Here is a 25,210-nt window from a genome sequence, read left to right as displayed (position 1 = left end):
GCTGGTCCGATTGGTGCTTTATGTCAATCTTATTACGCAGCTGACGCCGCCCAAAAACAGAATTTTACTATGGGCCGACACAGTAAGGCCCGCAGGTTATTTCATTCGTCGAAAACGGAGATTCGCCTGTCCTTGCAAACGCCGTGACATGTCGAATCCATGCATCCTGCACCGCAAAAATCGATTCCGATTTTTGCGCCGATGCTGTAGAGCGATGAAAGGCTCATGCGGCCGCCACCATAGACCGAGGTTTTTCCATGACTTCTTCCGAAAGCGAAATTCAGGCACGGCTACTCGCGCAGGCCCTGCCCTTCATGCAGAAATACGAGAACAAGACAATCGTGGTGAAATATGGTGGCCACGCCATGGGCGACTCCACGCTCGGCAAGGCTTTCGCGGAAGACATCGCCCTGTTGAAGCAGTCCGGCATCAACCCCATCGTCGTCCATGGCGGCGGCCCGCAGATCGGCGCGATGCTGACGAAAATGGGCATTGAATCGAAATTCGAGGGCGGACTGCGCGTCACCGACGCCAAGACGGTCGAGATCGTCGAGATGGTTCTGGCCGGTTCGATCAACAAGGAAATCGTCGCCCTCATCAACCAAACGGGCGAATGGGCCATCGGTCTGTGCGGCAAGGACGGCAACATGGTCTTCGCCGAAAAGGCGAAAAAGACGGTCATCGATCCCGACAGCAATATCGAGCGCGTGCTCGATCTCGGTTTCGTTGGTGAAGTCGTGGAAGTCGACCGCACCCTGCTTGATTTACTTGCCAAATCGGAGATGATCCCGGTCATCGCGCCCGTCGCTCCCGGCCGTGACGGCGCCACCTACAACATTAATGCCGATACCTTCGCCGGCGCCATTGCCGGAGCGCTTCACGCCTCACGCCTTCTGTTCCTCACGGACGTGCCTGGTGTCCTCGACAAGAACAAGGAACTTATCAAGGAACTGACTGTCTCCCAGGCGCGCGCGCTCATCAAGGACGGCACGATTTCCGGTGGCATGATCCCAAAGGTCGAGACCTGCATCGACGCCATCAAGGCCGGTGTGCAAGGCGTGGTGATTCTCAACGGCAAGACACCGCATTCCGTACTTCTGGAAATCTTCACGGAAGGCGCCGGCACGCTTATCGTGCCCTGATGCGTCAGAGTGGCGGACGGCAAGCCCGTCCGCCATATCTGGCATTCAGCCGAATGCCAGAAGCGACAGCACACCAACGACGATCAGCAGGCAGCCGGACAGTTCGAGCCGGTTGATCTTCTCCTTGAAGAAAAGCACGGTCGAGGCGAAGGCGAACAGCATCTCCACCTGCGCCAGCGCCTTCACCACGGCGGCCTGCTGCAGGGTCATCGCCGTGAACCAGCCGAATGAGGCCGTGGCGCCCACGAAACCGACCGCGAGCGACGGTTTCCAGACCCTGGCGATACGCCGTAACTCTTCCCTTTCGCGCCAGATGATCCAGAGGAACATCGACACCGTTTGCATGACGATGACGACGACGAGGGTGAAGCCCGCCTGCATCATCGCATCCGGGGCAGGCAGGCTTGGCGCGAGCGCCAGCGATGCCGACCGGTAGGCAACCGAGGACAGGCCGAAGAATGCACCCGAGGCAAGACCGATACCTGCCGTCCGGCTGAAGATCGAGGTCAAGAAAGAAGCGGGCGTCACTTCCGTACGCGCCACGGAAATCAGCATGACGCCGGCGACCGATATCGCAATGGCCGCCAATGTCCCGCCAGTGACGCTTTCGCCGATGAAGATAAGGGCAAACAGCGCCGCCTGTGCCGGCTCGGTGCGGGAATAGGCCGTGCCAACAGCGAAATTGCGGAAAGAGAACAGGTGCACCAGCAGGAAAGTGGCGGCGATCTGCGCCATGGCCCCGACCGTTGCCCATACGGCGAAGGACATGTTTGGCACCGGCAGCGGCCGGCCAAGCCCGAGATGCAGAAATGCAAGATAAGCGAGAGCGAAGGGCACGCCGAACACGAAGCGCACAAACGTCGCGCCTGTCGTGCCCATCATACCCTTGAGGTGCTTTTGCAACGTTGAGCGCAGGTTCTGCAGGAACGCGCTTGCGAAAGTAATGCCTATCCAGAGTTCCATGGCCTTGGCGGTATCATGCGCTGGAGGCCGCAGCCAAGCCCGATTTTCGGATCAATCGTCGTCTTTTCGATTTTCTTCGCCGTTCGAAACGGGCATAAAGCAGCCCATGGACACAAAGCCGAAAAACCTGCCCGACGCCGCCGATTTCGCCCATGTCAGCGAATGGGTCTTCGATCTCGACAACACGCTCTATCCGCATCACGTCAATCTGTTTTCCCAGATCGACCGTAACATGACGGCCTATGTGGCGGAGCTTCTGAAGCTCGACCCGGAAGAGGCCCGCGTCTTGCAGAAGCGTTATTATCACGACCATGGCACCACGCTTCAGGGCCTGATGATCAATTATGGCATCAGCCCGGACGAGTTTCTGGAACGTGCCCATGCCATCGACTATTCGGCGCTGAAACCGCATCCGGAACTCGGCGAGGCGATCAGGGCTCTGCCGGGTCGCAAGTTCATCCTGACCAATGGCAGCGTCAAACATGCGCAGGCTGCCGCCGGCGCACTCGGCATTCTCGATCATTTCGAGGATATTTTCGATATCGTCGCCGCCGGTTACCTGCCGAAGCCGGCCAGCGCGACCTATGAGAAGTTCGCAGCCCTTGCGAAACTCGATACGAAAAACGCCGCCATGTTCGAGGACCTGCCGCGCAATCTCGCGGCTCCCAAGGCGCTCGGCATGAAGACCGTGCTGCTCGTGCCCTCCAATCTTGAGGGCGTGATCATGGAACGCTGGGAAATCCCTGATGTGACGGATGAGCATATCGACTACATTACCGACGACCTGACGGGGTTCCTGACGAAAACCATCAAGGGCTGACCGGGGCATCGGCCAAGCACTGACGGACAAGATTACCGAAGCTTCATCCACCTTACGGATGTTTAAGTAGTGGGCTGGCGCCGACGTCACTATCTTCTTTCCCAGGGACACCCAACGGAAGGTAATGACGATGTCTACAAGAAAAATCGCACTCTCTGCTCTTGGCGCAGCCCTTTTGCTCGGCTCGGCCGCAACGGCAAGTTTCGCCGCCCCACCCCCGCATGGCAAAGGCCACGGCGATCGCATGCCGTTCCGCCCGGAACTGATGTACGTTCACCTTCTGAAGGTGGCCGACACCAACAAGGACGGCAAGATTACGAAGGAAGAGTTCGCCGCACGTCAGGACGCGCTTTTTGCCGAGATCGACAAGGACAAGGACGGTTCGATCACGCCAAAGGAAATACGTGAATACCGCCAGGCAAAAATGGAGGCGTTTCGCGCCGCCCATCCGCGCCCCGAGGGTGACGAAGCCAAGACCCCCGAAGGCAAGCGCGCCGAACGCGAACATGGCGGCCGTCAGGGCTGGGGCAAACATGGCGGCAAGGGTGCGGCCTACGCGCTGTTCCGCACGGCCGATACGGATGAGAACGGCCAGGTCAGCAAGGCCGAATTCACTGCCGCCGGCGAAAAAATGTTCGAGCGGCTGGACAGGAACAAGGACGGCGTCATCTCCATCGACGACATGCCGGACCGCCCGTTCCTCTGATCCCGTAAGTATAAAGCCCGCTCAATCGGCGGGCTTTTCCTTTCAATGGAGACTGACGGTTTTTAGATCGTCTTCCGCCGCCTTGAAAAAGGTACTGGAACGATTGTCTGTCAGGAGGATAGGCGTACCATCCGCGCCGAACAGCGCCCACAGATCCAGCTGCGGATCGAGATCGGGCGCTTCCGGGAAACAGCGGCTAACGTCTTCCGCACGGATCTTGCGAATATATCCCACTTCTCCTTCACCGATATGGGCGAACTGGGACTGGGTGAGACGCGCATGCGCTTCTTTTAAGAGCATATTTCAGCCTCCTTCTTCACGCCGAGCGATTCATGTCCGATTCCGGCGTTCACGTTCTACTCTGAGACGGAAATATTAATTTTCTTTACCACGTTTGAAATTTCGGGCCGCACCAGATCGATGGAAAGAAGGCCGTTGCGCAGGCGCGCTTCCCGCACCTGCATGCCATCGGCAAGCACGAAGACCCGCTGGAACTGCCGCGCCGCGATGCCGCGATAGAGAAAATCGCCCTTCTCCTGTTCCTGCTGGCGGCCCCGAATGACAAGCTGGTTGTCAGCTGTCGTCACATCCAGATCATCCTGCGAAAAACCGGCAACCGCGATGGTGATGCGTAGACGCTCCGGCACCTCTTCGCCGCCAGGCAGACGCTCGATGTTATAGGGAGGGTAGCCGTCATTGGCCTTCGCCATGCGCTCCAGCGTTTTTTCCATGGCATCAAAACCCAGCAAAAGAGGGTGGGTGAATGGCGTCATGCGGCTCATATCTTTTCTGTCCTTGCAACCAAGCGACGTTTCGCGGTCCCGCTTCCGGCAACCTTGCCGGTCAATCGCACCGGCTCAAGCAATATGGGAAGCCGAAACACGATGCGCAAGACAAAACACCGGCAAAGGCAAGAGGCAGGAATGAGGCTTGACAAGTGAGCACCCTCCGCTCGAAAAAAGCGCTCATCTCAACGGCGGGCAAGACATGGCAGAACGCAGAAAAATCATCATCGACACCGATCCGGGCCAGGACGACGCGGCGGCAATCATGCTCGCTTTTGGAAGCCCTGACGAAATCGACATTCTCGGACTGTGCGCCGTTGCCGGCAACGTTCCGCTGAAACTGACCAGCCGCAACATCCGCATCATCTGCGAATTGTGCGGCCGCACCGATATTCCCGTCTATGAGGGCGCGGAGAAGCCGCTGGTGCGCAAGCCCATCACCGCCGAACATGTTCACGGCAGCACCGGCCTTAACGGCCCGGTTCTCGATGAGCCGACAATGGAGGCGCAAGAGCAGCATGCGGTCGATTTCATCATCGAGACGCTGATGCGGGAACCCGCCGGCACCGTGACGCTCTGCACGCTTGGCGCGCTGACCAATGTGGCGCTGGCTCTCCTGAAGGCGCCTGAGATCGCCGACCGCGTCAAGGAACTCGTGATGATGGGCGGCGGCTTCTTCGAAGGCGGCAACATCACGCCGGCGGCGGAATTCAACATCTATGTCGATCCGCAGGCCGCCGATATCGTTTTCCGCTCCGGCATGCCTGTTGTCATGATGCCGCTTGATGTCACCCACAAGCTGCTGACCACCAAGGCGCGCGTCAACCGCATTCGCGACATCGGCACGCGCCCGGCCATCGCCATGGCGGAAATGCTGGAATTCTTCGAGCGTTTCGACATCGAGAAATACGGTTCTGATGGCGGCCCGCTGCATGATCCGAGCGTCATTGCCTATCTCCTCAAGCCCGAACTTTTCGAGGGCCGCGAGTGCAATGTCGAGATCGAGGTCATTTCCGAACTGACCATGGGCATGACTGTCGTGGACTGGTGGCGGGTGACGGACCGTCCCGCCAATGCCCGCGTGATGCGCAATGTCAATGCGGATGGCTTCTTCGAGTTGCTGACCGAACGTTTCGCCCGGCTCTGATCCGGACAGGGACAAAAAAGGCCGCTGGAAAAACCAGCGGCCTTTTCATTTGAAGTGGAAATGGCGGATCAGAATTCCGTCCAGTCATCCTGCGCCAGTGCGTTTGCACCGCTGGTTCTCGGACGGGCGCGGGAAGCCGCAGCGTGGGCCTTTGCCGGAGCGGTGGACGCACGCATTGTCGCCGCCGTGGCGCGCAATTGCTGGCTGGAATGGCCGCCGGAGACCGCAAAACCGGCAACGAGCGATTTCAGGGTTTCGGCTTCGCTGTTCAGCGTCACGCTGGCCGCCGTGGTTTCCTCCACCATCGCCGCATTCTGCTGGGTGACCTGATCCATCTGGGTAACGGCGGAGTTGATTTCCTTCAGCCCCACCGCCTGCTCGCTGGCGGAGGCTGAAATCTGCCGTATCAGCTGGTTGATCTGCAGAACCTGATCGGCGATCTTTTTCATCGTCTCACCGGCCTTGCCGACTAGCTGGACACCCTCGCCCACCTGCGTGGCAGAGGTGTTGATCAGACCTTTGATCTCCTTGGCAGCCGTTGCGGAGCGTTGAGCGAGTTCACGCACTTCCTGTGCGACGACGGCAAAGCCCTTGCCCGCATCGCCCGCGCGGGCCGCTTCGACGCCGGCATTCAGCGCCAGAAGATTGGTCTGGAAGGCGATCTCGTCAATCACCCCGATGATACGGGAGATTTCCGCAGAGGACTGCGCGATGCCCTGCATGGAATTCACGGCCTGCTGCACGACCTCGCCGGACTTGCCGGCGTCATCGCAAGCATGGCTGACGGCACCGGCCGCTTCTGCGGCGTTTTCCGCGCTGGAATTGACCTGTGCGGTCAATTCGTTGAGAGCGGCGGCGGTTTCTTCGAGGCTCGCGGCCTGCTGTTCCGTGCGGTGTGAAAGGTCGCTGGCGGCGCGGGTGATCTCGCCAGTGCCATTGCCGATACTGACGACCGTTGCGTTGACGGTGGAAACCGTTTCCTCGAGACTTTCGAGCGCCGAGTTGAAGTCAGCGCGCAGCTTTGCATATTCGCCGGGGAATTCATCTTCAATACGGTAGGTCAGATTGCCCTGCGAAAGCGCGTTGAGGCCGGCACCGAGCGCGCTGACGATGTGTTGCTGCATCCGACTGTTTTCACTGCGCTCGAACTCGGACCGCTGGCGCTCCGTTTCCGCGTTGTCGCGCTGGGCGGCGGCATCGGCCTCCATTTCACGGATACCGGCAAGCTTTGCGCGAAAGCCTTCCAGTGCCGTTGCAACAGCACCCGTTTCATCCCTGCGTTCCTGTCCGGAGACCGGCACCTCATAACGGCCATCGCTCAAAGTTCTCACATCAGCGACCAGCGAGGCGAGCGGGTTGCCGACGAAATGCCGAACGGCGAAATAAAGCGCGGCGATGACGGCGGCGAGAATGACGATTGCGCCGATGATCATCAGATAGGTCTGCTCCTGAACCGGTGCGTTCAGCGCCTTGTGCGGAATATCCACCAGCACCACCCAGGTCGCATTGAGGCCCGGCACGGCGAAAGGATAAACAAGCCGGTTATAGGGTGCGTCCGTATCGAGGCCGAGATTTTCGATGAGGCCCTGCTTGCTGGATGCAATCGCCGCTTGAACGGTGCTTGCGCCATCTCCGTCATAGGCCTTCATATTCTGCTCGGGCGTCGGCGGCACCAGCCACTGGCCGCCCTGCGAAACGAGCGTCACGCGACCGGTTTCGAAAGGATGCAGCGCCTGCAGCTTCTGCGACAGCGCGGCCAGCGAAATATCGACACCCGCCACACCAATCATCTTGCCATCCGACATGACGGGATAAGCGAGCGAGGTCATGGTGGTGGGCACTTCCGTGCCCTGGGCGAGATAAGGCTGGGTGATGGCGCCCTTACCGGATTTGGAGGCCAGCGCATACCATTCGGCCGCATAGTCATTGTCGAAGGTCGAGAACTGAATGTCGCCCTTCTGGGTCTTCGACCAATAGGGGGCGAAAGCACCGTTTTTATTGGTGCCGAGATCGAGCCTGTTGGCGATCTCCGTGCTCTGTCCATCGAAAAGACCCAGCTGTTCGCAGAACCAGCTTCCGAAAGCGAAGGCATTCTGCTCGACATTGGCTTTGAGGATATTGACGATCCCGGGCCGGTCCATCGATTTCGCCTGATGCGCACGGCCGATGACACCAGCCATCGAGCGCGCGGCGCTGCCGAGTTCGCCGACATCGGCGGCAATGACGTTGGCGATGGCGCGCGCCTCGGTATTGGCCTGCTCCATGGTCAGCGCATGGACACGTTCACTGGTCTGGGAAATGAGGAAGGAATTCGATGCGATAAGAACCGTGGTGATGGCGCAGCCGGTCACGAGGATCAGCTTCGTCGCAAGCGACTTCACTTTGAAATTGAACATCTTGGCCTCGATCAAATCGCCGGCTCGAAGAAGCTGGCGGAAACGGATGAAAATCTCCGTCATGGAGGCCCGTCCAGAATGGGACAGTGTGCTGCAGCGCGACGAGGTAAAAATAGGTTATGTTTGCTAATTAAGCCCTAAAATTACTTCGCCGCGCCAAGCAAAAAATCAGTGTTCGTAATAGGCGGATATGATGTTCCATGCATCGTCGGCCGTTTCGGCGAAATGCAGCAGCTCCATATCTTCCGGCGCAATGGTCCCGAAGTCCGCGAGGAACTCGAAATTGACGACCGAGCGCCAGAATTTCTCCCCGAACAGGATGAGCGGAATGGGCGCCATGCGTTTCGTTTGGATCAGCGTCAGCGCCTCGAACAGTTCATCCAGCGTGCCAAAGCCACCGGGGAAAACAACCACGGCCTTCGCCCGCATCAGGAAATGCATCTTGCGGATGGCGAAATAGTGGAAGTTGAAGCTCAGTTCCGGAGTGACATAGGGGTTGGGCGCCTGCTCGTGCGGCAGAACGATATTGAGGCCGATGGAGGGGCCTCCGGCATCCATGGCACCGCGATTGCCAGCTTCCATGACGCCGGGACCGCCGCCGGTGACCACGACATATTCCAAGTGACCGGATTTCGCGCCATAGTCGGTGCAAAGGCGGGCGAACTTGCGCGCCTCTTCGTAATAAACCGAGGATTGCTCCAGATTGCGCTTCTGCGTTTCGTTGCGCGCCGCCCAGGCTTCGCCACCCGGCTCGGGAATGCGGGCGCCGCCGAACATGACGACGGTGGAATTAATCCCGCGCTCGGTGAGCGCCATTTCCGTCTTCAGAAGTTCCAGCTGCAGCCTGACGGGGCGCAACTCCTCACGGCAGAGAAAGTCCATATCCACATAGGCCAGCCGGTAGGACGGGGAATCCGACTGCGGCGTTTTGACAACGACCTCGGCCTGCTGCTTGTCCACAGCACTGCGCTTCAACGGGTCCCATGCCCCGTCCTTGCGCCGCAATTTGCCATTTTTCAGTCGTGTCATTTCCATGCCTTTCGTCTGACGCGCCAAATCATCCAAATCACATTGACGCCTTTCCAACACTCCCTTAGATCAAATGGCCAGAGCCTTCCAGCGGCGCGGGACCATCCGTGACCAGACCACACGCGACATTCAAGGAATTTTCCATGAGCCTTACGGATCTCACCTCCCTCGAAACCACCATCGAAACAGCCTTCGACAACCGTGACGGTGTAAACGTATCGACGAAGGGCGAGGTTCGTGACGCGGTGGACACATCTCTTCAACTTCTCGATAGCGGCAAGGTCCGCGTCGCCGAAAAGCAGGCGGACGGGAACTGGAAGGTGAACCAGTGGCTGAAGAAGGCCGTTCTCCTGTCCTTCCGCCTGAACGACATGGAGATCGTCACCGGCGGACCGGGCGAATCCACCTGGTGGGACAAGGTGCCGTCGAAGTTCGAAAACTGGGGCGAAAACCAGTTTCGCGCCGCCGGCTTCCGCGCCGTGCCGAGTGCCGTCGTGCGCCGCTCCGCCTATGTGGCCAAGAACGTCGTTCTGATGCCTTCCTTCGTCAATCTCGGCGCCTATGTCGATGAAGGCACGATGGTCGATACCTGGGCGACCGTCGGCTCCTGCGCGCAGATCGGCAAGAATGTGCATCTTTCCGGCGGCGTCGGCATCGGCGGCGTTCTGGAGCCGCTGCAGGCCGGCCCGACCATCATCGAGGATAATTGCTTCATCGGCGCCCGTTCGGAAGTCGTTGAAGGCTGCATCGTACGCGAAGGCGCCGTTCTCGGCATGGGCGTCTTCATCGGCAAATCGACCAAGATCGTCGATCGTGCCACCGGCGAGATCACCTATGGCGAAGTGCCGCCCTATTCCGTCGTCGTTGCCGGCACCATGCCGGGCAAGCCTTTCCCGAACGGCGAGCCGGGCCCGAGCCTCTATTGCGCCGTGATCGTCAAGCGCGTCGATGAAAAGACCCGCTCGAAGACCGGCATCAACGAGCTTCTGCGCGACTGATAAAAGCTGATATCATGACCACGACCGATCCCGTTGCCAATCTCGCCGCCCTCATCCGTTGCCCTTCGGTGACGCCTGCGGAAGGCGGCGCGCTTTCCCTGCTCGACACGCTGCTTTCGCCGCTTGGCTTCCGGGTGGACAGGATTGTGGCGAGCGAGGCGGGAACGCCTGACGTGGAAAACCTCTATGCCCGGCTCGGCACCGAAGGCCCGCATCTGATGTTTGCGGGCCATACGGATGTCGTTCCCGTGGGTGACGAGGCCGCATGGAGCCATCCGCCCTTTTCGGCAGACATCGCCGGCGGCGAAATGTACGGTCGCGGCGCGGTGGACATGAAGGGCGGTATCGCCTGTTTCGTGGCTGCCATTGCCCGCCATATCGAAAAACACGGCAAACCGCAGGGCTCCGTTTCCTTCCTGATCACCGGAGATGAGGAAGGCCCGTCGATCAACGGCACCTCCAAGCTTCTGGAATGGGCTGCTGCAAAGGGAGAGACGTGGGACGCCTGCGTGGTGGGCGAGCCGACCAATCCCGACCAGCTGGGCGATATGATCAAGATCGGCCGCCGGGGATCGCTCTCGGGCCGGATCACGGTCCACGGCGTTCAGGGCCACGCCGCCTATCCGCATCTCGCCGATAACCCCATTCGCGGGTTGTTGCAGCTGACCCATGCGTTGATGCATCCGCCCTTCGATCACGGCACGGATGATTTCCAGCCATCCAATCTGGAAGTGACGACCATCGACACCGGCAATGCCGCGACCAATGTCATTCCGGCGCGGGCGACGGCGGCCTTCAACATTCGTTTCAACGACACCTGGACGGCAGAGACCCTGCGGGCGGAGATCATCCGTCGCCTCGACGCGGCTGCGGCGGAAGGCGAGCTTCGCCCCGACCGCGCACCGGTGAAATATGAAATCGTCTGGGCGGACCGCCCGAGCCATGTATTCCTGACCCGCAACAATGCGCTCATCTCGTCGCTGTCAGGCGCGGTTGAAGCCGTAACCGGTAAGGAACCGAAGCTTTCGACCACCGGCGGCACTTCGGATGCACGCTTCATCAAGGATTATTGCCCTGTCGTGGAATTCGGTCTCGTCGGGCAGACCATGCATATGGTCGATGAGCGAGTGGCAGTTGCCGATCTCGAGACGCTGACGCGCATTTACGAGACCTTTATCGAACGCTGGTTCGCCCATGCCGACGGTAAGTGAAGTCAGGCTCTATCTGACAGGCCTGTGGCTTTTGCTGCTCGGCGATCACAATGGCGCGCGATATCTCGATCTTTCCGAGCGCGGTATGTGGCGATCCTTCTATTCCGCGCTGTGGTGCCTGCCGGCCATGCTGATTTCCTGGCTGTGGCTGCGCGCCGCATTTCTCGCCAGCTATCCGCCCGGAACCGGAACGGGCTTCATCTTCTTCTTCCGCCTGGCCATGGTCGAGGCCATCTGCTGGATCGTGCCGCTGCTGTTGATCGGCATGCTGCTCTACGCATTTGGCGCCCGGGAAAAATTCGCACCGCTCGTCACCACCATGAACTGGCTGTCGCTGCCCTTTTCCTATGCCTATGCGGTCCTGATCCTGATCGCATTCTTTCTGCCGCCCCTGCAGGGGCTGATCGCCATTCTGTGGTTGGCACTGCTTCTATCGCTGGTCTTTGCCTTTTCGCGGATCGTCAGATTCTTCATCCGCGACCAGTCGCTGCTTGTCTCGGCCGTCGTCATGACGCTGCTGGTGCCCGCCATGTTGCTGTCGGAAGCATTGCAGCGTTTTCTCGGCGTCTATCCCGCCTGAGAGGCCGTGTGGCTTCAGGTCAGTCCGCGTCTTCCGTCATTTCGACTTCGGGGCGGCGGCGGCGCGGCGGAATGATATCGGGATAATCGACCTGCATGAAATAGAGACCGTCCGGCGGCGCAACGGGACCACAGGCCTTGCGATCCCGCGCTTCCAGTGCAGAGCGCACATCGTCCGGGGTCATGCTGCCTTCGCCCGCCAGTTTCAACGTGCCGGCGAAAGAGCGTATCTGATTGTGCAGGAAGCTCTGTGCTGTGGCGCGAATCTCGATGAGATCACCGTTGCGCGTCACGTCCAGCCGGTCGAGCGTGCGGACCGGGCTGTTCGCCTGACAATGGACAGAGCGGAAGGTGGTGAAATCATACCGGCCGACGAGCATCTGAGCGGCTTCATGCATGCGCTCGTGGTCCATATCCTTCGATACCCACCATGCCCGCTTGTGCTCCAGCGCCAGCCGGGATTTGCGGCAAATGATGCGGTAGAGATAATGACGGCGCAGCGCCGAAAAACGCGCATCGAAATCCTCGGTCACGGCAGCAGCATCGAGAACAGCCACAGCCTCACCGGCCATGGCGAGATGCGCGTTCAAGGCATTGCGGAGCTTGTAGGGTTCCCAGTCGCGGGAAAGATCGATGTGGGCGACCTGCCCAATGGCATGCACGCCGGAATCGGTGCGGCCTGCGCCGCGAATGGAAACGCTTTCCCCAGTCAGCGACCGGACGGCAGCCTCCAGCGCGCCCTGAACGGAGGGGCCGTTTTCCTGTCTCTGCCAGCCGTAATAGGGCGTGCCGTCATATTCGACGGTCATGCGGAAACGTGGCATCAGCCGAGCCTCGTTGTCGCCGGAACCGGTGTACCGCGCACGAAATCGGCCGCCGACATCGGCTTGCCGCCCGCCTTCTGCAAACGGGTCAGCCGCACGGCATCGCTGCCGCAGGCAACGGTGAGCACGTCATCCAGCGCGGCGCCCGCTTCGCCCATGCCGCTCGCCAGTTCGGAGGCGAGAACCTTCACGCGCTCCGCCTTGCCGCCAATATCCATTTCCAGCCATGCGCCGGGAAACGGCGAAAGACCACGGATGTGGTTATGGACATCCTGTGCGGGCCTTGAAAAATCGATGCGGGTCTCGCCTTTGTCGATCTTCGCGGCGTAGAGCACGCCCTCTTCCGCCTGCGTGACGAGGGGGAGGTCGCCGGCCTCCAGCTTGCCCATCGCCTGCCGCATCAGCCGCGCACCTGCCAGCATCAGGCTGTCATGCAGTTCGCCAGCCGTCATATTTTCGCCGATCGCAACCTTTGCGGTGAGCGCGACGGGGCCGGTATCCAGCCCCTTTTCCATTTTCATGATCATCATGCCGGTTTCGGCATCACCGGCCATGATCGCCCGCTGGATGGGGGCAGCACCGCGCCAGCGCGGGAGCAGGGAGGCGTGACCATTGTAACAGCCGAGACGCGTGCCGGAGAGGATCGCTTCGGGCAGCAGCAGTCCGTAAGCCACGACGACCGCCACATCAGCGTTGAAATCCCGGAACTGCTGGCGGTCTTCCTCGGCCTTGAAATTCACGGGCGTCAGTACGGGCAGACCCAAAAGTTCGGCCGCCTGATGCACGGGAGACTTCTGCAAATCGAGACCACGGCGGCCACCGGGACGCGGCGGCTGGGTGTAGACGGCAACGATCTCGTGGCCCGCGTCCACCAATGCACGCAATGTGGGAACGGAAAAATCCGGCGTGCCCATAAAAATGATGCGAAGAGCCATCGTCGCCCCCTGCCCTGTCGTCCGTTCCGGCCTAAAAAAGGACGGATCAGATCTTTGCGCGGGCCGCTTTCGTGAATTTTTTGATGACCATGTCGCGCTTTAGCCGCGAAATATGGTCGATGAACAGAACGCCGTTGAGGTGGTCGATCTCATGCTGCAAGCAGGTCGCGAGCAGACCATCCGCCTCGACCGTCTGCTGCTTGCCGTCACGGCCGACATAACGCACCGTGAGTGACGCGGGACGCTCCACCTCGGCATAATAATCGGGAATGGAGAGGCAGCCTTCCTCATAGGTCGAAATATCGTCCGACACTTTGAGGATTTCCGGATTGATGAAGACGACCGGGGTCTTTTCTTCGCCTTCGCGTGCAACATCGATCACCAGCATGCGGCGTGGCACGCCGATCTGAATGGCGGCGAGGCCGATACCCGGCGCATCATACATGGTTTCCAGCATGTCGTCGGCAAGGCGCAGCACCTCGGCATCCACCTGTTCGATGGGCTTGGATTGCTGGCGCAGCACGGGATCGGGCAAAATGATAAGTGGTTTGATGGTCATGGCTTCCCATAACGTATCTCTCGCGTCGAGGAAATAAAAAATACGAAGGGGAAAACTGCCTCCCGCATCCGCCCTGCCCGACTCATTTCTGCCACAGGAATGTTCTTGTTTTGATCTTCCGAATCACTGGAAATCTGCTAGATTTAGCCATGAGCATAGATTTCTCCGTCCTCCTTAATCCCGCGCTGCGGGCCGGCTCCGTTGATATCAGCTTCGGCGCGCTGCTTGCGGCCCTGGTTTTCGGTCTGGTCATCACATGGCTGGTCACGGCAAACCGCGTAAAAAAAGCCGGAGCCGATGGTGAAATCTCCGATCTTCTGAAAACACAGTCCGAATTGCACGGGCGGATCGCGGCTATGGCTGAAACGCTTGGCACACGCCAGACGGAAATGAGCCAGACGCTGAACCAGCGCCTTGACGGCATGTCGCAGCGCCTTGGCGAAACGCTGACGGAGCAGACCCGATCGACCCATGAAAATCTGAGCCGCCTGCAGGAGCGCCTGGCGGTGATCGATGCCGCACAGGGCAATATTCAGGATCTGGCCAAGGACGTGGTCGGGCTGCAGGCAATCCTTTCCAACAAACAGACACGCGGCGCCTTCGGGCAGGCGCGCATGGAGACGCTGATCGCCGATGCGCTTCCCGCCGGGGCCTTCCAGCTTCAACCCACACTTTCCAACGGCTACCGGCCCGACTGCACCATCAAGATGCCAAACAATGCCCCGGCGCTGGTCATTGACGCCAAGTTTCCGCTGGAGGCGTGGAACGCGATCAAGGCGGATGAGACGCCGGAAACCAAACGCGCCGCCGTGCAGCAGTTCCGCCGCGATATGGAAGTGCATATTCGCGACGTAGCCGAGAAATATCTCATTCGCGGGGAGACGCAGGATACGGCCTTCATCTTCGTGCCATCCGAATCGATATTCGCCGACATTCACCAGCATTTCGAATATCTGGTGCAGCGCGCCCACCGCGCCCGCGTCGTCATCGTCTCACCCTCGCTTCTGATGCTGTCGGTTCAGGTCATCCAGTCCGTGCTCAAGGATCAGCGCATGCGTGAGCAGGCGCATCTCATCCAGGGCGAAGTGGCCCTTCTCATGGACGATGTGCGACGACTGGACGACAGGACGCGCAAGCTGCAGGCCCATTTCGGGCTGGCGCAGAAAGACGTCGACATGATGCTGATCTCCTCCGACAAGGTGCTGGCGCGCGGCCAGAAGATCGAGGGCCTCGATTTTTCGCCGACCGAAAAAGAGGCTTCGCATGGAGAAATCGAGCAGGCCCGCCGCTTTGCCGAAAACCGAGCCGGCGCGGCCAAATTGCGGGTAGTTGACGACGAGTGATCGTCTCGGGCAAAGTCGCCGCCTTGCTCCAATTTCATACGGACCCAGCGCCCCATGATTACTGTTTTCGGCTCCATCAACATGGACCTCGTCGCCACCGCCAAACGCCTGCCCAAGCCCGGTGAAACCGTGACCGGTGAGACATTCTCCACCGCCGCCGGCGGCAAGGGAGCCAACCAGGCGCTGGCCGCACGGCGTGCAGGCGCCACGGTCAAGATGGCGGGTGCTGTGGGCGATGATACATTTGCCGCACCGGCGCTGACCTTGCTGCGCGACGCCGGCACCGATCTGTCATTGGTCAAAACCGCACCCGGCCCGACGGGAACGGCCGTGATCCTGATCGGCGAAGGCGGGGAGAACATGATCTCGGTCATTCCCGCCGCCAATGGCGAAGTCTCCGCATCCGATGCTGCAAAGACCATATCCGAGATGGCTGCGGGCGATATTCTGATGCTGCAGTTCGAGATACCTGCGCTCGCCATCGAAGCGGCGCTGACGACTGCAAAGGCAAAGCGTATCACCACCGTCATCAATACCGCACCGCTGACCGCAGATGGTCCGCGCCTTGCCGGCCTTGCCGATATCGTCATTGCCAATGAAACAGAGTTCGAACTGCTGATCGGCAAGAACGGCCTCTCCAGTACCGAACGAGAGAGCGAACTCAAGGAGCTTCACGACAGGACCGGCCAGACTTTGATCGTGACCCTTGGTGCCGATGGCGTGATCGCCATTCGCAATGGCAAGGTTTTCAGGGCTTCCGGCCTCAAGATCGAGCCCGTCGATACGGTTGGTGCGGGCGATACTTTCTGCGGATATCTCGCCGCCAGCCTTGATCAGGGAATGGATTTCGAAAAGGCGCTGAAGCGCGCCGCCGTTGCAGGCTCACTTGCCTGCACGCGCGCTGGCGCGCAGCCTTCCATTCCGCTGGCGGCGGAAGTGGATGCTACCCTCTGAGGGATCAAACGCTCAGCGACGGATGAAGGTGAGATAGGCCGAGCTGCGGCCTTCTCTTTTCGCCTTGTTCTCGTAACGCGTGCCCGGCCAGTTGGCATAGGGCGTGCGCCAGTCGTCAGCGCTGGTCGCCGTCCATTCAAAACCGCCATGCCGGGCGCAATGCTGCAGCGTCCAGTTGACGTAAGTATCGATATCCGACGCAAAGCAGAACTTGCCGCCGGGTTTCAACACGCGATGGAAACGGGCGAGATTGACGTCCGACACGAAACGCCGCTTCCAGTGCTTCTTCTTCGGCCACGGATCGGGATAAAGCAGGTCGATATGATCGATCGATCCCTCGGGCAACCAGTCGAGCAACTGCGTGGCATCATCGTCGTAAAGGCGGATATTCATCAACTCGCGTTCGCGGACCGTGGCGAGCAGCTTGGCCATGGAATTAACGAATGGCTCGACGCCGATGAAACCCGTCTCGGGGTTTTCGGCCGCGCGGTGGGCGAGATGCTCACCGCCGCCGAAACCGATCTCCAGACGGATCGATCGCACATCCGCCGGAAAGAGAGCGACGAGATTTTGCGGGGGCACGCTTTCCAGATCGATTTTCAGCAAAGGCAGCAGATTTTCGATCGTATCGACCTGCTGATGGCGCAAAGGCTTGCCCTTGCGTCTGCCAAAAAACGCTTCCGTCGCGCGCGAACGCCGTTCTTCCGTCATCTCATACTCTCAAGACCAAATAGACTTAACCCGCACAGCATCCCGTGAGGCACTGTGCGGGTTACAAAACTTGGTGACGGTATCTCTCAATCGCCGCCAAATAACAAGTGTTAGGCGCTCAAAGCTTCCTTGAGCGGCTTCACCAGATCGAGCTTCTCCCAGGAGAAAGAGCCGTCACGGCCGGCCTTGCGGCCGAAGTGGCCGTAGGAAGACGTCTTGGCGTAGATGGGCTTGTTAAGATCGAGGTGACGGCGGATGCCCGACGGCGACAGGTCCATGACCTTGCGGATCGCGCCTTCGACCTGATCTTCGCTGACCTTGCCCGTGCCGTGCAGATCAACATAGATCGACAGCGGCTGGGCGACGCCGATCGCGTAGGCGATCTGGATCGTGCAGCGCTCGGCAAGGCCGGCAGCCACAACGTTCTTGGCGAGATAGCGGGCGGCATAAGCGGCGGAACGGTCGACCTTGGTCGTGTCCTTGCCGGAGAATGCGCCACCGCCATGGGGGGCGGCACCGCCATAGGTATCGACGATGATCTTGCGGCCGGTCAGGCCGGCATCGCCATCAGGACCGCCGATAACGAACTTGCCCGTCGGGTTGATATACCACTGGCAATCGTCAGCGATCTTGAGGTCACCCAGAGCTTCGCGGATATAGGGTTCGACAACAGCACGAACCTTCTTCGAGTCCCAGCTTGCATCGAGGTGCTGCGTGGACAGGACGATGGACACGGCTTCCGAAGCCTTGCCATCGACGTAACGAACCGTCACCTGGCTCTTGGCATCGGGGCCGAGCTTTGCCGCCTCGCCCTCGCCACTCTTACGGGCGGTGGCAAGCAGCTGCAGAATGCGGTGGGAATAATAGATCGGTGCCGGCATCAGGTCCGGCGTTTCCTTGCAGGCGTAACCGAACATGATGCCCTGGTCGCCGGCACCCTCGTCGCCCTGCTTGTCGGAGGCGCTATCCACGCCCTGCGCGATATCCGCCGACTGCGGATGCAGCAGAACGTCGATCTTGGCGGTCTTCCAGTGGAAACCATCCTGCTCGTAGCCAATGTCGCGGATCGCCTTGCGCGCGGCGGACTTGAACTTGGACGGGTTGATGACGGGGTGGCCGGCGGCGTCCTTGACGACCTTGCCGTCCTTGTCCTTTTTCAGAAGCGTGTCGGGAACCCGAACCTCACCGGCGATAACGACGCGGTTGGTCGTCGCAAGCGTTTCGCATGCGATGCGCACGGTCCAGGGGTCAACGCCGGTCTTGGCCGCTTCACGGTAGATAAGATCCACGATTTCATCGGAAATACGATCACAAACCTTGTCCGGATGACCCTCGGCCACGGACTCGCTGGTGAACAGGTAATTGGCACGCATGCGGGATTCCCCTCAAAGAATGGTCTTGGAGTTTGTTAGTCATTTCGGCCGCGAAAAACAAGGACACAACCACATAAATATATCTTTATGTGAGAATTCCTTTCTAATCGGACACAAAAAAACGGTCCTTGCGGACCGTTGAGTGCCCGGCATCCCGTGCCGGAAATTTTGTGCTGCGCAGGCCGCTTACTCGGCGTCGCCTTCGGCGGCGAGCGCCTTGACGAGATCGACCAGACGACGGCGAACCTTCGGGTCGGCGATCTTCACGAAAGCCCGGTTCAGCTGCAAACCTTCAGCCGAGGACAGAAAATCGACCACATAATTGGAGCTCGAGGCTTCAGCCATGCCGGTCGTACCGCCGACCTGATCACCAGGCGCATCCTCGAAGAAAAAGGAAACGGGCACATTGAGGATCCCGGAAATATTCTGGAGGCGGCTGGCGCCAACGCGGTTCGTGCCTTTTTCATATTTCTGGATTTGCTGAAAGGTAATTCCGAGACTTTCCCCCAGCTTCTCCTGGCTCATTCCGAGCATGGTTCTACGAAGGCGAATTCGGCTTCCGACATGAATGTCGATGGGGTTAGGCTTTTTCTTATTCTCGGTCATCATGCGGTCCTGACACTCGGAAAGGGTTGATATCTCGCTTCGCTACTATTCGAAGAAATGAGTCGGCAATTCGACAGCGTCTAAACTTGTTTTACGACTGACGTATTCACTATGCAATTACAGGGGTTCCCGGTCAATTCTGGCGCCGAGCGAAACTCAAGGCGGAAAATACCGCAACGATCATCAAGATTGAAAAAATCAACCAGAAATACGTCCGATGTATGTCGTAAGTAAATGCGTCATTAGACCCACCACTCAAAGTGGCGTCAACAATTCCCACCCGACCATAGTCCAGCCCGGCAATAATGCGGCCATAGGGGTCTATGACGGCGGAAATTCCGGTATTGGCGCCGCGAATCACCGGCACGCCCGTCTCGACGGCGCGCACCCTTGCCTGCAGAAAATGCTGGTAGGGACCGGGCGTGTCACCAAACCAGCCGTCATTCGTCACATTCAGGATCGCCGCCGACCCCTGAAGGCCCGGCGTCATCTCACCCGGGAAAATGATCTCGTAACAGATCAGCGGATAGAGGGTCTTGCCCGAAGGAAGCGTGAGCGGCGTGCGCGACGAGGCGGCGGAAAAGCCGCCCGGCAAGGCGATGACATTGTCGATGCCGAATTCCCGCAGGATGCCTTCAAAGGGAACATATTCGCCAAAGGGCGTCAGGTGCACCTTGTCGGTCGCACCGATGATCTCGCCCTGGCTGTCGATCGCATAGACCGAATTGTAATAACGCGGCGGTCGGCCGGCTCCCTGATCTTCCATCCTGACGGCGCCGGTGAACAGCACCTGGCCATCCTCGAGCGTTCTGGCGATTTCCGCGAGCGCATCCGGGTTTTGCGTCAGGATGAACGGCACGGAGGTTTCCGGCCAGACAATGATGTCGGGGCGTTTTTTCCCTTCGCCCGGCGGCAGGGCCGACAAACGCAGATGCTCTGCGAAAATCTCCGCCCGATCGGCATTCAGCATCTTGCGGGATTGATCGATGGACGGCTGCACGATGCGGACAGTCAGGGCGTCCGCCGGCGTTTCTGCCGGTGTCTGCAGGCGGTAAAAGCCATAACCGAAGTGAGCGGCCAGCAGCAGGCCAGCCAGCGCCAGTCCCGGTCCCACGCCTTTTTTCGTACCGATCAACGCCGGTGAAGCGAAAATGAAAACCGCCAGCGCCGTGATGCTGAAAAGACCGAGCAGGTGCGCAGACTGCATCATGACCGGGATGGGCATGATGCCGTAGCCGATGGCGTTCCAGGGAAAGCCGGTTGCAAGGAAACTGCGCAGCCATTCCGAAAAGCCGAAGGCCGCGGCAAGCGCCGCAATACGGCCAAGGCCATCCGACCAAAGGAGATTGGCGGCGGCGACGGCAAAACCATAAAACAGCGCCAGCAATGCCGGCAGACCGAGGATGGCGAGCGGCAGCGCCCAAGCGAATTCATCGGCTTCCAGCAGGAGAGCATTGCCCAGCCACCACAGGCCGGCCACGAAATAACCAAGCCCGAAACACCAGCCGATGCCGAAAGCCGGCAGGATGCGGCTGAAGAGACCGCCGCCCGGCTTGCCGGTGCAGCCATCCACGAGCCAGACAAGCAGGGTGAAAGAGAAAAAAAGCGCTGCGAAAAAGCCGAATGGAGGCAAAGCGAGCGCCCCGACCGCGCCCGCAGCAATCGCCATCGCTGCTCGGCTCATGCCGCCGGCCAGCATTACCCTGCCTGCAAGACGCTCCATGCGATCTCCGTTTATGCGCGTCTGGAAAAGCTCGCTCCCGGCAAGGCCGCGCCACGGAATTTCCCCTCAGACCGACGTAAAGGAAAAAAGATTCGCAGTCCACAGGGGGATAGCGGCCGCAGCCTTCTGCGGCCTTTTGGTTGCTTCAACCTGCGGAATCTCTGTCTTGAGAGATAAAGATGACGGGGCTCCCGTCACCTTCTCTAGTCGGCGTTGTGCTGGTGCGTGATCAAGCGAACGTCCGGCGCGGGTAGCGCGATAACCCCGTTGGCTTCATCCGGAGCCCGGTCATCCTGTCCTTCCGAGCCATGATCACGGACGATACGGACGCCCTTGATGCGCCGGCTGTCCGCATCGAGAATCTGGAACTCGAAACCGGGTACGGCGCGAACCACCTCGCCCTTGGCCGGAATGCGGCCGAGCGCGAAAAAGATGAGGCCGCCGAGCGTATCGATTTCTTCCAGATGTTCGCGCACGTCGAATTCCGGCCCGATCACCTCGGCAAGTTCGGTAAGCTCTGCACGGGCGTCCGCAACAAGCACATCGGCGGAGAGACGCGAAAACATCGCCTCGTCCTTGTCGTGCTCGTCATCGATATCGCCCACGACCATCTCGACGATATCCTCGTGGCTGACGAGACCGTCCGTGCCGCCATATTCGTCGATCACGAGGGCCAGCTGAGTTCTCTGCGCCTGCATGGTCTTCAAGAGATCGGAGGCAAGCATCGAGGGTGGTGCGAAAAGAATTTTGCGTACGAGACCGGCATCGGCGACCGTCTGCTCGAGATCGACCCGCGCCAGATCGAAATTCGGACGTGGTGAACGCGGCTGCTTCGCCTCGCCATATGCGACGCTGCGCGATCCCGCCCGGCGTTTGTTACGGGCCTGCTTGGCGACATAGGCCAGCAGATCGCGGATGTGGATCATGCCCTTCGGATTATCCAGCGTCTCGTCATAAACCGGCATGCGGGAGCGTCCGGTCTCCTCGAAGAGGATCAGCGCGTCGCCAATCGTCATGTTCTCATCGAGACCATCGATATCGACCCGCGGGATCATGATATCTTCGACCCTGATCTCGCGGAAACGGAGGATATTGTTCAGCATCGCCCGTTCTTCAGGCGAAAAGGCGGCACCGATTTCGGTGTCGGCCATCAGCGCGTCGGTCAGATCCTCACGAAGACGCTCGCCCTGTGACGGTTTCAGCAACCGCCCTATGCGCGACCAGATCGTCGATCTCGGCTTTGCATTGGTGTCGTTCCGTAAGTGACTACTGCCCTCCTCCGAAGAGGACTGCTCGCCGTTTTCTCTGCCCTCATTGGCAGGTCGTGCAGAATGTTCGTTCATGGTTCCAGACAATATTTAAAGCGGTTCCTGACCCGCGTAAGGATCAGATAGGCCAAGCACCGCCAAAATGCGAGTCTCAAGCGACTCCATTTCTTCCGCTTCTTCCTCGTTCATGTGGTCATAACCAAACAAATGCAGGAACCCATGAACGAGAAGATGGGTCAGATGATCCTCGAAACTCTTCTCAAGTTCAAGGGCCTCGCGTTCAACCGTCTCGCGGGCAATGACGATATCGCCCAGCATCGGGCCGGGCATTCCGCCCGGTTCCAGCGGAAAAGCGGGGAAAGACAAGACATTGGTCGCCTTGTCCTTGTCGCGCCATTCGGCATTGATTTCCCGGATATTTTCGTCATCAGTGAAGACCAGCGACAGCTCCACCGGCATTTTCGGAAAGGGTTGTTCCTCTTCCCGCTTCAGAAAATCGACCGCCGCATTCAGCACCTTGGTGGCAAAGACAGCCAAGTCCTCTTCCGAGGACCAGCCTTCGGCCTCGACGCTGATTTGAATATCCAGAGTTGTCATTGTCTTTACGTCAGTTGCCCTTCACGAGGCTTTCATCCGGCACGGCCGTGTGGGATTCGTAAGCCCGGACGATGCGCGCCACCATCGGATGGCGGACGACATCGACATCCTTGAAGCGCACGACGGATACGCCTTCGACATCTCCGAGGATTTGCAGGGCTTCGACAAGGCCGGATTTCACGCCACGCGGCAAATCCACCTGGCTTGGGTCACCGGTCACGATCATGCGGCCGTTCTCACCAAGACGGGTGAGGAACATTTTCATCTGCATGGTCGTGGTGTTCTGGGCTTCGTCCAGAATGACGGCGGCGTTGGCAAGGGTTCGGCCGCGCATGAAGGCAAGCGGCGCGATTTCGATGACGCCCGCTTGAATCGCGCGCTCCACCTTGTCGCCCGGCATCATGTCATACAGCGCGTCGTAGAGCGGGCGGAGGTAAGGATCGACCTTTTCCTTCATGTCGCCGGGCAGGAAGCCCAGACGCTCGCCCGCTTCAACGGCGGGGCGTGAGAGGATGATACGGTCAACCGCGCCGCGCTCCAGAAGCTGTGCGGCATGGGCAACGGCCAGATAGGTCTTGCCGGTGCCGGCGGGGCCGACGCCGAAAACCAGTTCGGACTGCTCCAGCGCCCGCATGTATACATCCTGCGTCGGCGTGCGGGCAGCGATGGTCTTCTTGCGGGTGGAAATCTGCGCCATGGAAATCTTCGCCTTGCGCTCCATCGTCGGCAAGGTGAGCTGGTCGTCAGCGGCCATGGCCATTCGAATCGCGCCTTCCACGTCGGAGACCTCGGCAGTTCCGCCCTTGAGCAGACGCTCGTAGAGGAAATCCAGCGCACGGCGGGCCTGGTTGGTGGAAACCACATCGCCGGTAATGGCGACGGAGTTGCCGCGGGGGCGGGCGTCGATATTGAGGCGCTGCTCCAAAAGCTTCAGGTTCTGATCGAACTGACCGAATAGCTCTCCCGCTATCCTGTTATTCTCGAACGTGAGGACGAAGTGATTGGCGTCGGTCGCGGCTTGGCGTGGCTGGCGCGATGAATTTGATACCAATTCGTGTGCGTTCAAGCGGTCAGGCTCCTGTCCCAATCAGTGTCGGCTCCCCACTCTAACTCCCTGCCACCTCGGCAAACAAGCTGTTTGGACCCGTTGCGGTGATTCGTACATTAACAATGTCACCGATTTTCAACGTCTTTGCATCAAGATTCACGGATTGCAGCCACGGAGAGCGACCTATCAACTGCTCAGGCATGCGGCCGGGCTTTTCCAGCAACACATCCATGGTCTTTCCGACCAGCGATTCCGCAAATTCCTTCTGTTGCCGCAGCAACAGGGCCTGCAATCTCTCGAGCCGCTCGGCCTTCACGTCTTCCTCCACCTGATCTGTCAGGTCGGCGCCCGGGGTGCCGGGGCGGGTGGAATATTTGAACGAAAAGGCCTGTGCGTATTTCACCGTCTCGACCATCGCCATCGTATCTTCGAAATCGCGATCCGTCTCACCGGGGAAACCGACAATAAAGTCCCCCGACATGGCAATATCAGGGCGGGCGCTCCGGATTTTTTCAATGAGCTGGATATACTCCTCGCCCGTATGGCGGCGGTTCATCGCTTTCAGAATGCGATCCGAACCGGACTGCACCGGCAGGTGCAGATAGGGCATGAGGATACGCAGATCGCGATGCGCGCCGATCAGGCGCTCATCCATGTCGCGCGGATGGCTGGTGGTGTAGCGCAACCGTGCAAGGCCCGGAATTTCGGCCAGCCTGTAGAGCAGTTCGGCCAGACCCCATTTTTCGCCCGTCGGTCCTTCGCCCTGCCAGGCATTGACGTTCTGGCCAAGCAGCGTGATTTCGCGCACGCCGGCATCCACCAGTTTCATCGCTTCATCAACGATCTGGCGAACTGGACGCGACACTTCAGAACCGCGTGTATAGGGTACGACACAGAAGGTGCAGAACTTGTCGCAGCCTTCCTGCACCGTCAAAAACGCCGTGACACCGCGTGTCCGCAGCGTCGCTTTCTCCGCGACCGGCAGGTGCTCGAACTTGTCCTCGACCGCATATTCGGTCTCGATGACGCGCTCACCGCCGCGCACCCGCTTCAGGGCATCAGGCAGGCGATGATAGGTCTGCGGGCCGATGACGACATCGACGGCGGGCGCACGGCGCAGGATTTCCTCGCCTTCCGCCTGCGCCACACAACCGGCAACGCCGATCATGAATTCACGGCCCTGCTCTTCGCGCGACTTTTTCATGTCACGCAGGCGGCCAAGCGCGGAATAAACCTTTTCCGCCGCCTTTTCGCGGATGTGACAGGTGTTCAGGAGAACCAGATCCGCTTCGCCCATATCCTCCGTCTGAACGTAACCATCCTTCGCCAGCGCATCGCTCATGCGGACGGAATCATAAACGTTCATCTGACAGCCATAGGTCTTGATAAAAACCTTGCGGCTGTTTGCGCCCTCGCGGGCGTTCATGGGTAGGGCTTCGAGGCCAAGTGTTTCCTGGGTCATGCGGCTATCTAGTGTTTTTCACCGTCAGATT

25 protein-coding genes are annotated in these 25,210 nt (G+C 59.6%); 9 read left to right on the top strand and 16 right to left on the bottom strand.

Features of this window, described 5'->3' with window-relative positions; genetic code table 11:
- Positions 1-257: 257 nt before the first annotated feature.
- Entirely contained in the window at positions 258-1,142 is an 885-nt protein-coding gene (gene argB / locus CFBP5499_RS00280; protein WP_080826678.1) for an acetylglutamate kinase, read from the top strand.
- 45 nt (positions 1,143-1,187) lie between these two features.
- On the opposite strand, the gene CFBP5499_RS00275 is transcribed toward argB, so the two are convergent.
- A complete protein-coding gene (locus CFBP5499_RS00275; RefSeq protein ID WP_080826679.1) occupies positions 1,188-2,105 on the bottom strand; it encodes a DMT family transporter in 918 nt (305 codons plus the stop codon).
- Between the two features lie 106 nt (positions 2,106-2,211).
- Here CFBP5499_RS00275 and CFBP5499_RS00270 point away from each other — a divergent pair, with 106 nt between their 5' ends.
- A complete protein-coding gene (locus CFBP5499_RS00270; RefSeq protein WP_080826680.1) occupies positions 2,212-2,925 on the top strand; it encodes a pyrimidine 5'-nucleotidase in 714 nt (237 codons plus the stop codon).
- A 124-nt stretch (positions 2,926-3,049) separates the two neighbouring features.
- Positions 3,050-3,631: an EF-hand domain-containing protein gene (locus tag CFBP5499_RS00265; protein WP_080826682.1), complete on the top strand. Its 582-nt coding sequence runs from the start codon at positions 3,050-3,052 to the stop codon at positions 3,629-3,631.
- Positions 3,632-3,673: 42 nt separating this feature from the next.
- Here CFBP5499_RS00265 and CFBP5499_RS00260 read toward each other — a convergent pair whose 3' ends face one another.
- Together CFBP5499_RS00260 and CFBP5499_RS00255 are read right to left on the bottom strand one after the other, a co-directional pair.
- Positions 3,674-3,931, bottom strand: a complete 258-nt coding sequence (locus CFBP5499_RS00260; protein WP_080826684.1) for a DUF1150 family protein — start codon at positions 3,929-3,931, stop codon at positions 3,674-3,676.
- 56 nt (positions 3,932-3,987) lie between these two features.
- A complete protein-coding gene (locus tag CFBP5499_RS00255) occupies positions 3,988-4,413 on the bottom strand; it encodes an Hsp20 family protein (RefSeq protein ID WP_080826686.1) in 426 nt (141 codons plus the stop codon).
- 205 nt (positions 4,414-4,618) lie between these two features.
- On the opposite strand from CFBP5499_RS00255, the gene CFBP5499_RS00250 reads away from it, so the two are divergent.
- Positions 4,619-5,563, top strand: coding sequence for a nucleoside hydrolase (locus tag CFBP5499_RS00250; RefSeq protein ID WP_080826688.1), 945 nt, complete (start codon positions 4,619-4,621; stop codon positions 5,561-5,563).
- A gap of 68 nt (positions 5,564-5,631) precedes the next feature.
- On the opposite strand, the gene CFBP5499_RS00245 is transcribed toward CFBP5499_RS00250, so the two are convergent.
- Complete coding sequence (locus tag CFBP5499_RS00245) at positions 5,632-7,959, bottom strand: methyl-accepting chemotaxis protein (RefSeq protein WP_080827504.1); 2,328 nt, start codon at positions 7,957-7,959, stop codon at positions 5,632-5,634.
- Between the two features lie 168 nt (positions 7,960-8,127).
- Entirely contained in the window at positions 8,128-8,988 is an 861-nt protein-coding gene (locus tag CFBP5499_RS00240) for a TIGR00730 family Rossman fold protein (protein WP_173986165.1), read from the bottom strand.
- Positions 8,989-9,131: 143 nt separating this feature from the next.
- Between CFBP5499_RS00240 and dapD the strand changes: the two genes are divergently transcribed.
- The 3 genes from dapD to CFBP5499_RS00225 are packed head-to-tail and all read left to right on the top strand — an operon-like array spanning position 9,132 to position 11,777.
- Positions 9,132-9,986: a 2,3,4,5-tetrahydropyridine-2,6-dicarboxylate N-succinyltransferase gene (dapD, locus tag CFBP5499_RS00235; RefSeq protein ID WP_080826692.1), complete on the top strand. Its 855-nt coding sequence runs from the start codon at positions 9,132-9,134 to the stop codon at positions 9,984-9,986.
- 14 nt (positions 9,987-10,000) lie between these two features.
- On the top strand, positions 10,001-11,197 hold the full coding sequence (gene dapE / locus CFBP5499_RS00230; protein ID WP_080826694.1) for a succinyl-diaminopimelate desuccinylase: 1,197 nt from the start codon (positions 10,001-10,003) through the stop codon (positions 11,195-11,197).
- Positions 11,181-11,777: a hypothetical protein gene (locus CFBP5499_RS00225; RefSeq protein WP_080826698.1), complete on the top strand. Its 597-nt coding sequence runs from the start codon at positions 11,181-11,183 to the stop codon at positions 11,775-11,777. Before dapE ends, CFBP5499_RS00225 begins: the two co-directional genes overlap by 17 nt.
- Positions 11,778-11,796: 19 nt before the next feature.
- Here the strand turns inward: CFBP5499_RS00225 and truA are convergent, their stop codons facing one another.
- The 3 genes from truA to def are packed head-to-tail and all read right to left on the bottom strand — an operon-like array spanning position 11,797 to position 14,094.
- On the bottom strand, positions 11,797-12,600 hold the full coding sequence (gene truA, locus CFBP5499_RS00220) for a tRNA pseudouridine(38-40) synthase TruA (protein WP_080826700.1): 804 nt from the start codon (positions 12,598-12,600) through the stop codon (positions 11,797-11,799).
- A complete protein-coding gene (fmt, locus tag CFBP5499_RS00215) occupies positions 12,600-13,535 on the bottom strand; it encodes a methionyl-tRNA formyltransferase (RefSeq protein WP_080826703.1) in 936 nt (311 codons plus the stop codon). Before fmt ends, truA begins: the two co-directional genes overlap by 1 nt.
- A 46-nt stretch (positions 13,536-13,581) precedes the next feature.
- A complete protein-coding gene (def, locus tag CFBP5499_RS00210; RefSeq protein ID WP_080826706.1) occupies positions 13,582-14,094 on the bottom strand; it encodes a peptide deformylase in 513 nt (170 codons plus the stop codon).
- Positions 14,095-14,243: 149 nt separating this feature from the next.
- Here def and CFBP5499_RS00205 point away from each other — a divergent pair, with 149 nt between their 5' ends.
- Complete coding sequence (locus tag CFBP5499_RS00205; protein WP_175416564.1) at positions 14,244-15,437, top strand: DNA recombination protein RmuC; 1,194 nt, start codon at positions 14,244-14,246, stop codon at positions 15,435-15,437.
- A 54-nt stretch (positions 15,438-15,491) separates the two neighbouring features.
- Positions 15,492-16,391 (top strand): ribokinase, encoded by a 900-nt coding sequence (locus tag CFBP5499_RS00200; protein ID WP_080826710.1) that lies wholly within the window; start codon positions 15,492-15,494, stop codon positions 16,389-16,391.
- 12 nt (positions 16,392-16,403) lie between these two features.
- Here the strand turns inward: CFBP5499_RS00200 and trmB are convergent, their stop codons facing one another.
- The 8 genes from trmB to miaB all read right to left on the bottom strand — a co-directional run bounded on the left by trmB (position 16,404) and on the right by miaB (position 25,179).
- Positions 16,404-17,102 (bottom strand): tRNA (guanosine(46)-N7)-methyltransferase TrmB, encoded by a 699-nt coding sequence (gene trmB / locus CFBP5499_RS00195; protein WP_080826711.1) that lies wholly within the window; start codon positions 17,100-17,102, stop codon positions 16,404-16,406.
- Between the two features lie 110 nt (positions 17,103-17,212).
- A complete protein-coding gene (gene metK / locus CFBP5499_RS00190) occupies positions 17,213-18,475 on the bottom strand; it encodes a methionine adenosyltransferase (RefSeq protein ID WP_080826714.1) in 1,263 nt (420 codons plus the stop codon).
- A 186-nt stretch (positions 18,476-18,661) separates the two neighbouring features.
- Positions 18,662-19,081, bottom strand: coding sequence for a helix-turn-helix domain-containing protein (locus tag CFBP5499_RS00185; RefSeq protein ID WP_003503735.1), 420 nt, complete (start codon positions 19,079-19,081; stop codon positions 18,662-18,664).
- 133 nt (positions 19,082-19,214) lie between these two features.
- On the bottom strand, positions 19,215-20,804 hold the full coding sequence (gene lnt, locus CFBP5499_RS00180; protein WP_080826716.1) for an apolipoprotein N-acyltransferase: 1,590 nt from the start codon (positions 20,802-20,804) through the stop codon (positions 19,215-19,217).
- A 203-nt stretch (positions 20,805-21,007) separates the two neighbouring features.
- Positions 21,008-22,147, bottom strand: a complete 1,140-nt coding sequence (locus CFBP5499_RS00175; protein ID WP_080826718.1) for a hemolysin family protein — start codon at positions 22,145-22,147, stop codon at positions 21,008-21,010.
- Between the two features lie 15 nt (positions 22,148-22,162).
- Complete coding sequence (ybeY, locus tag CFBP5499_RS00170; RefSeq protein ID WP_080826720.1) at positions 22,163-22,669, bottom strand: rRNA maturation RNase YbeY; 507 nt, start codon at positions 22,667-22,669, stop codon at positions 22,163-22,165.
- Between the two features lie 10 nt (positions 22,670-22,679).
- On the bottom strand, positions 22,680-23,735 hold the full coding sequence (locus tag CFBP5499_RS00165; RefSeq protein ID WP_080826722.1) for a PhoH family protein: 1,056 nt from the start codon (positions 23,733-23,735) through the stop codon (positions 22,680-22,682).
- A 40-nt stretch (positions 23,736-23,775) separates the two neighbouring features.
- Positions 23,776-25,179 (bottom strand): tRNA (N6-isopentenyl adenosine(37)-C2)-methylthiotransferase MiaB, encoded by a 1,404-nt coding sequence (miaB, locus tag CFBP5499_RS00160; protein ID WP_175416563.1) that lies wholly within the window; start codon positions 25,177-25,179, stop codon positions 23,776-23,778.
- Between the last annotated feature and the right edge of the window lie 31 nt (positions 25,180-25,210).

Source organism: Agrobacterium tumefaciens, assembly GCF_005221325.1.
Taxonomy (GTDB): domain Bacteria; phylum Pseudomonadota; class Alphaproteobacteria; order Rhizobiales; family Rhizobiaceae; genus Agrobacterium.
Note: the sequence above shows the minus strand (reverse complement) of the source record. Positions and strands in the feature narration are given on the sequence as shown.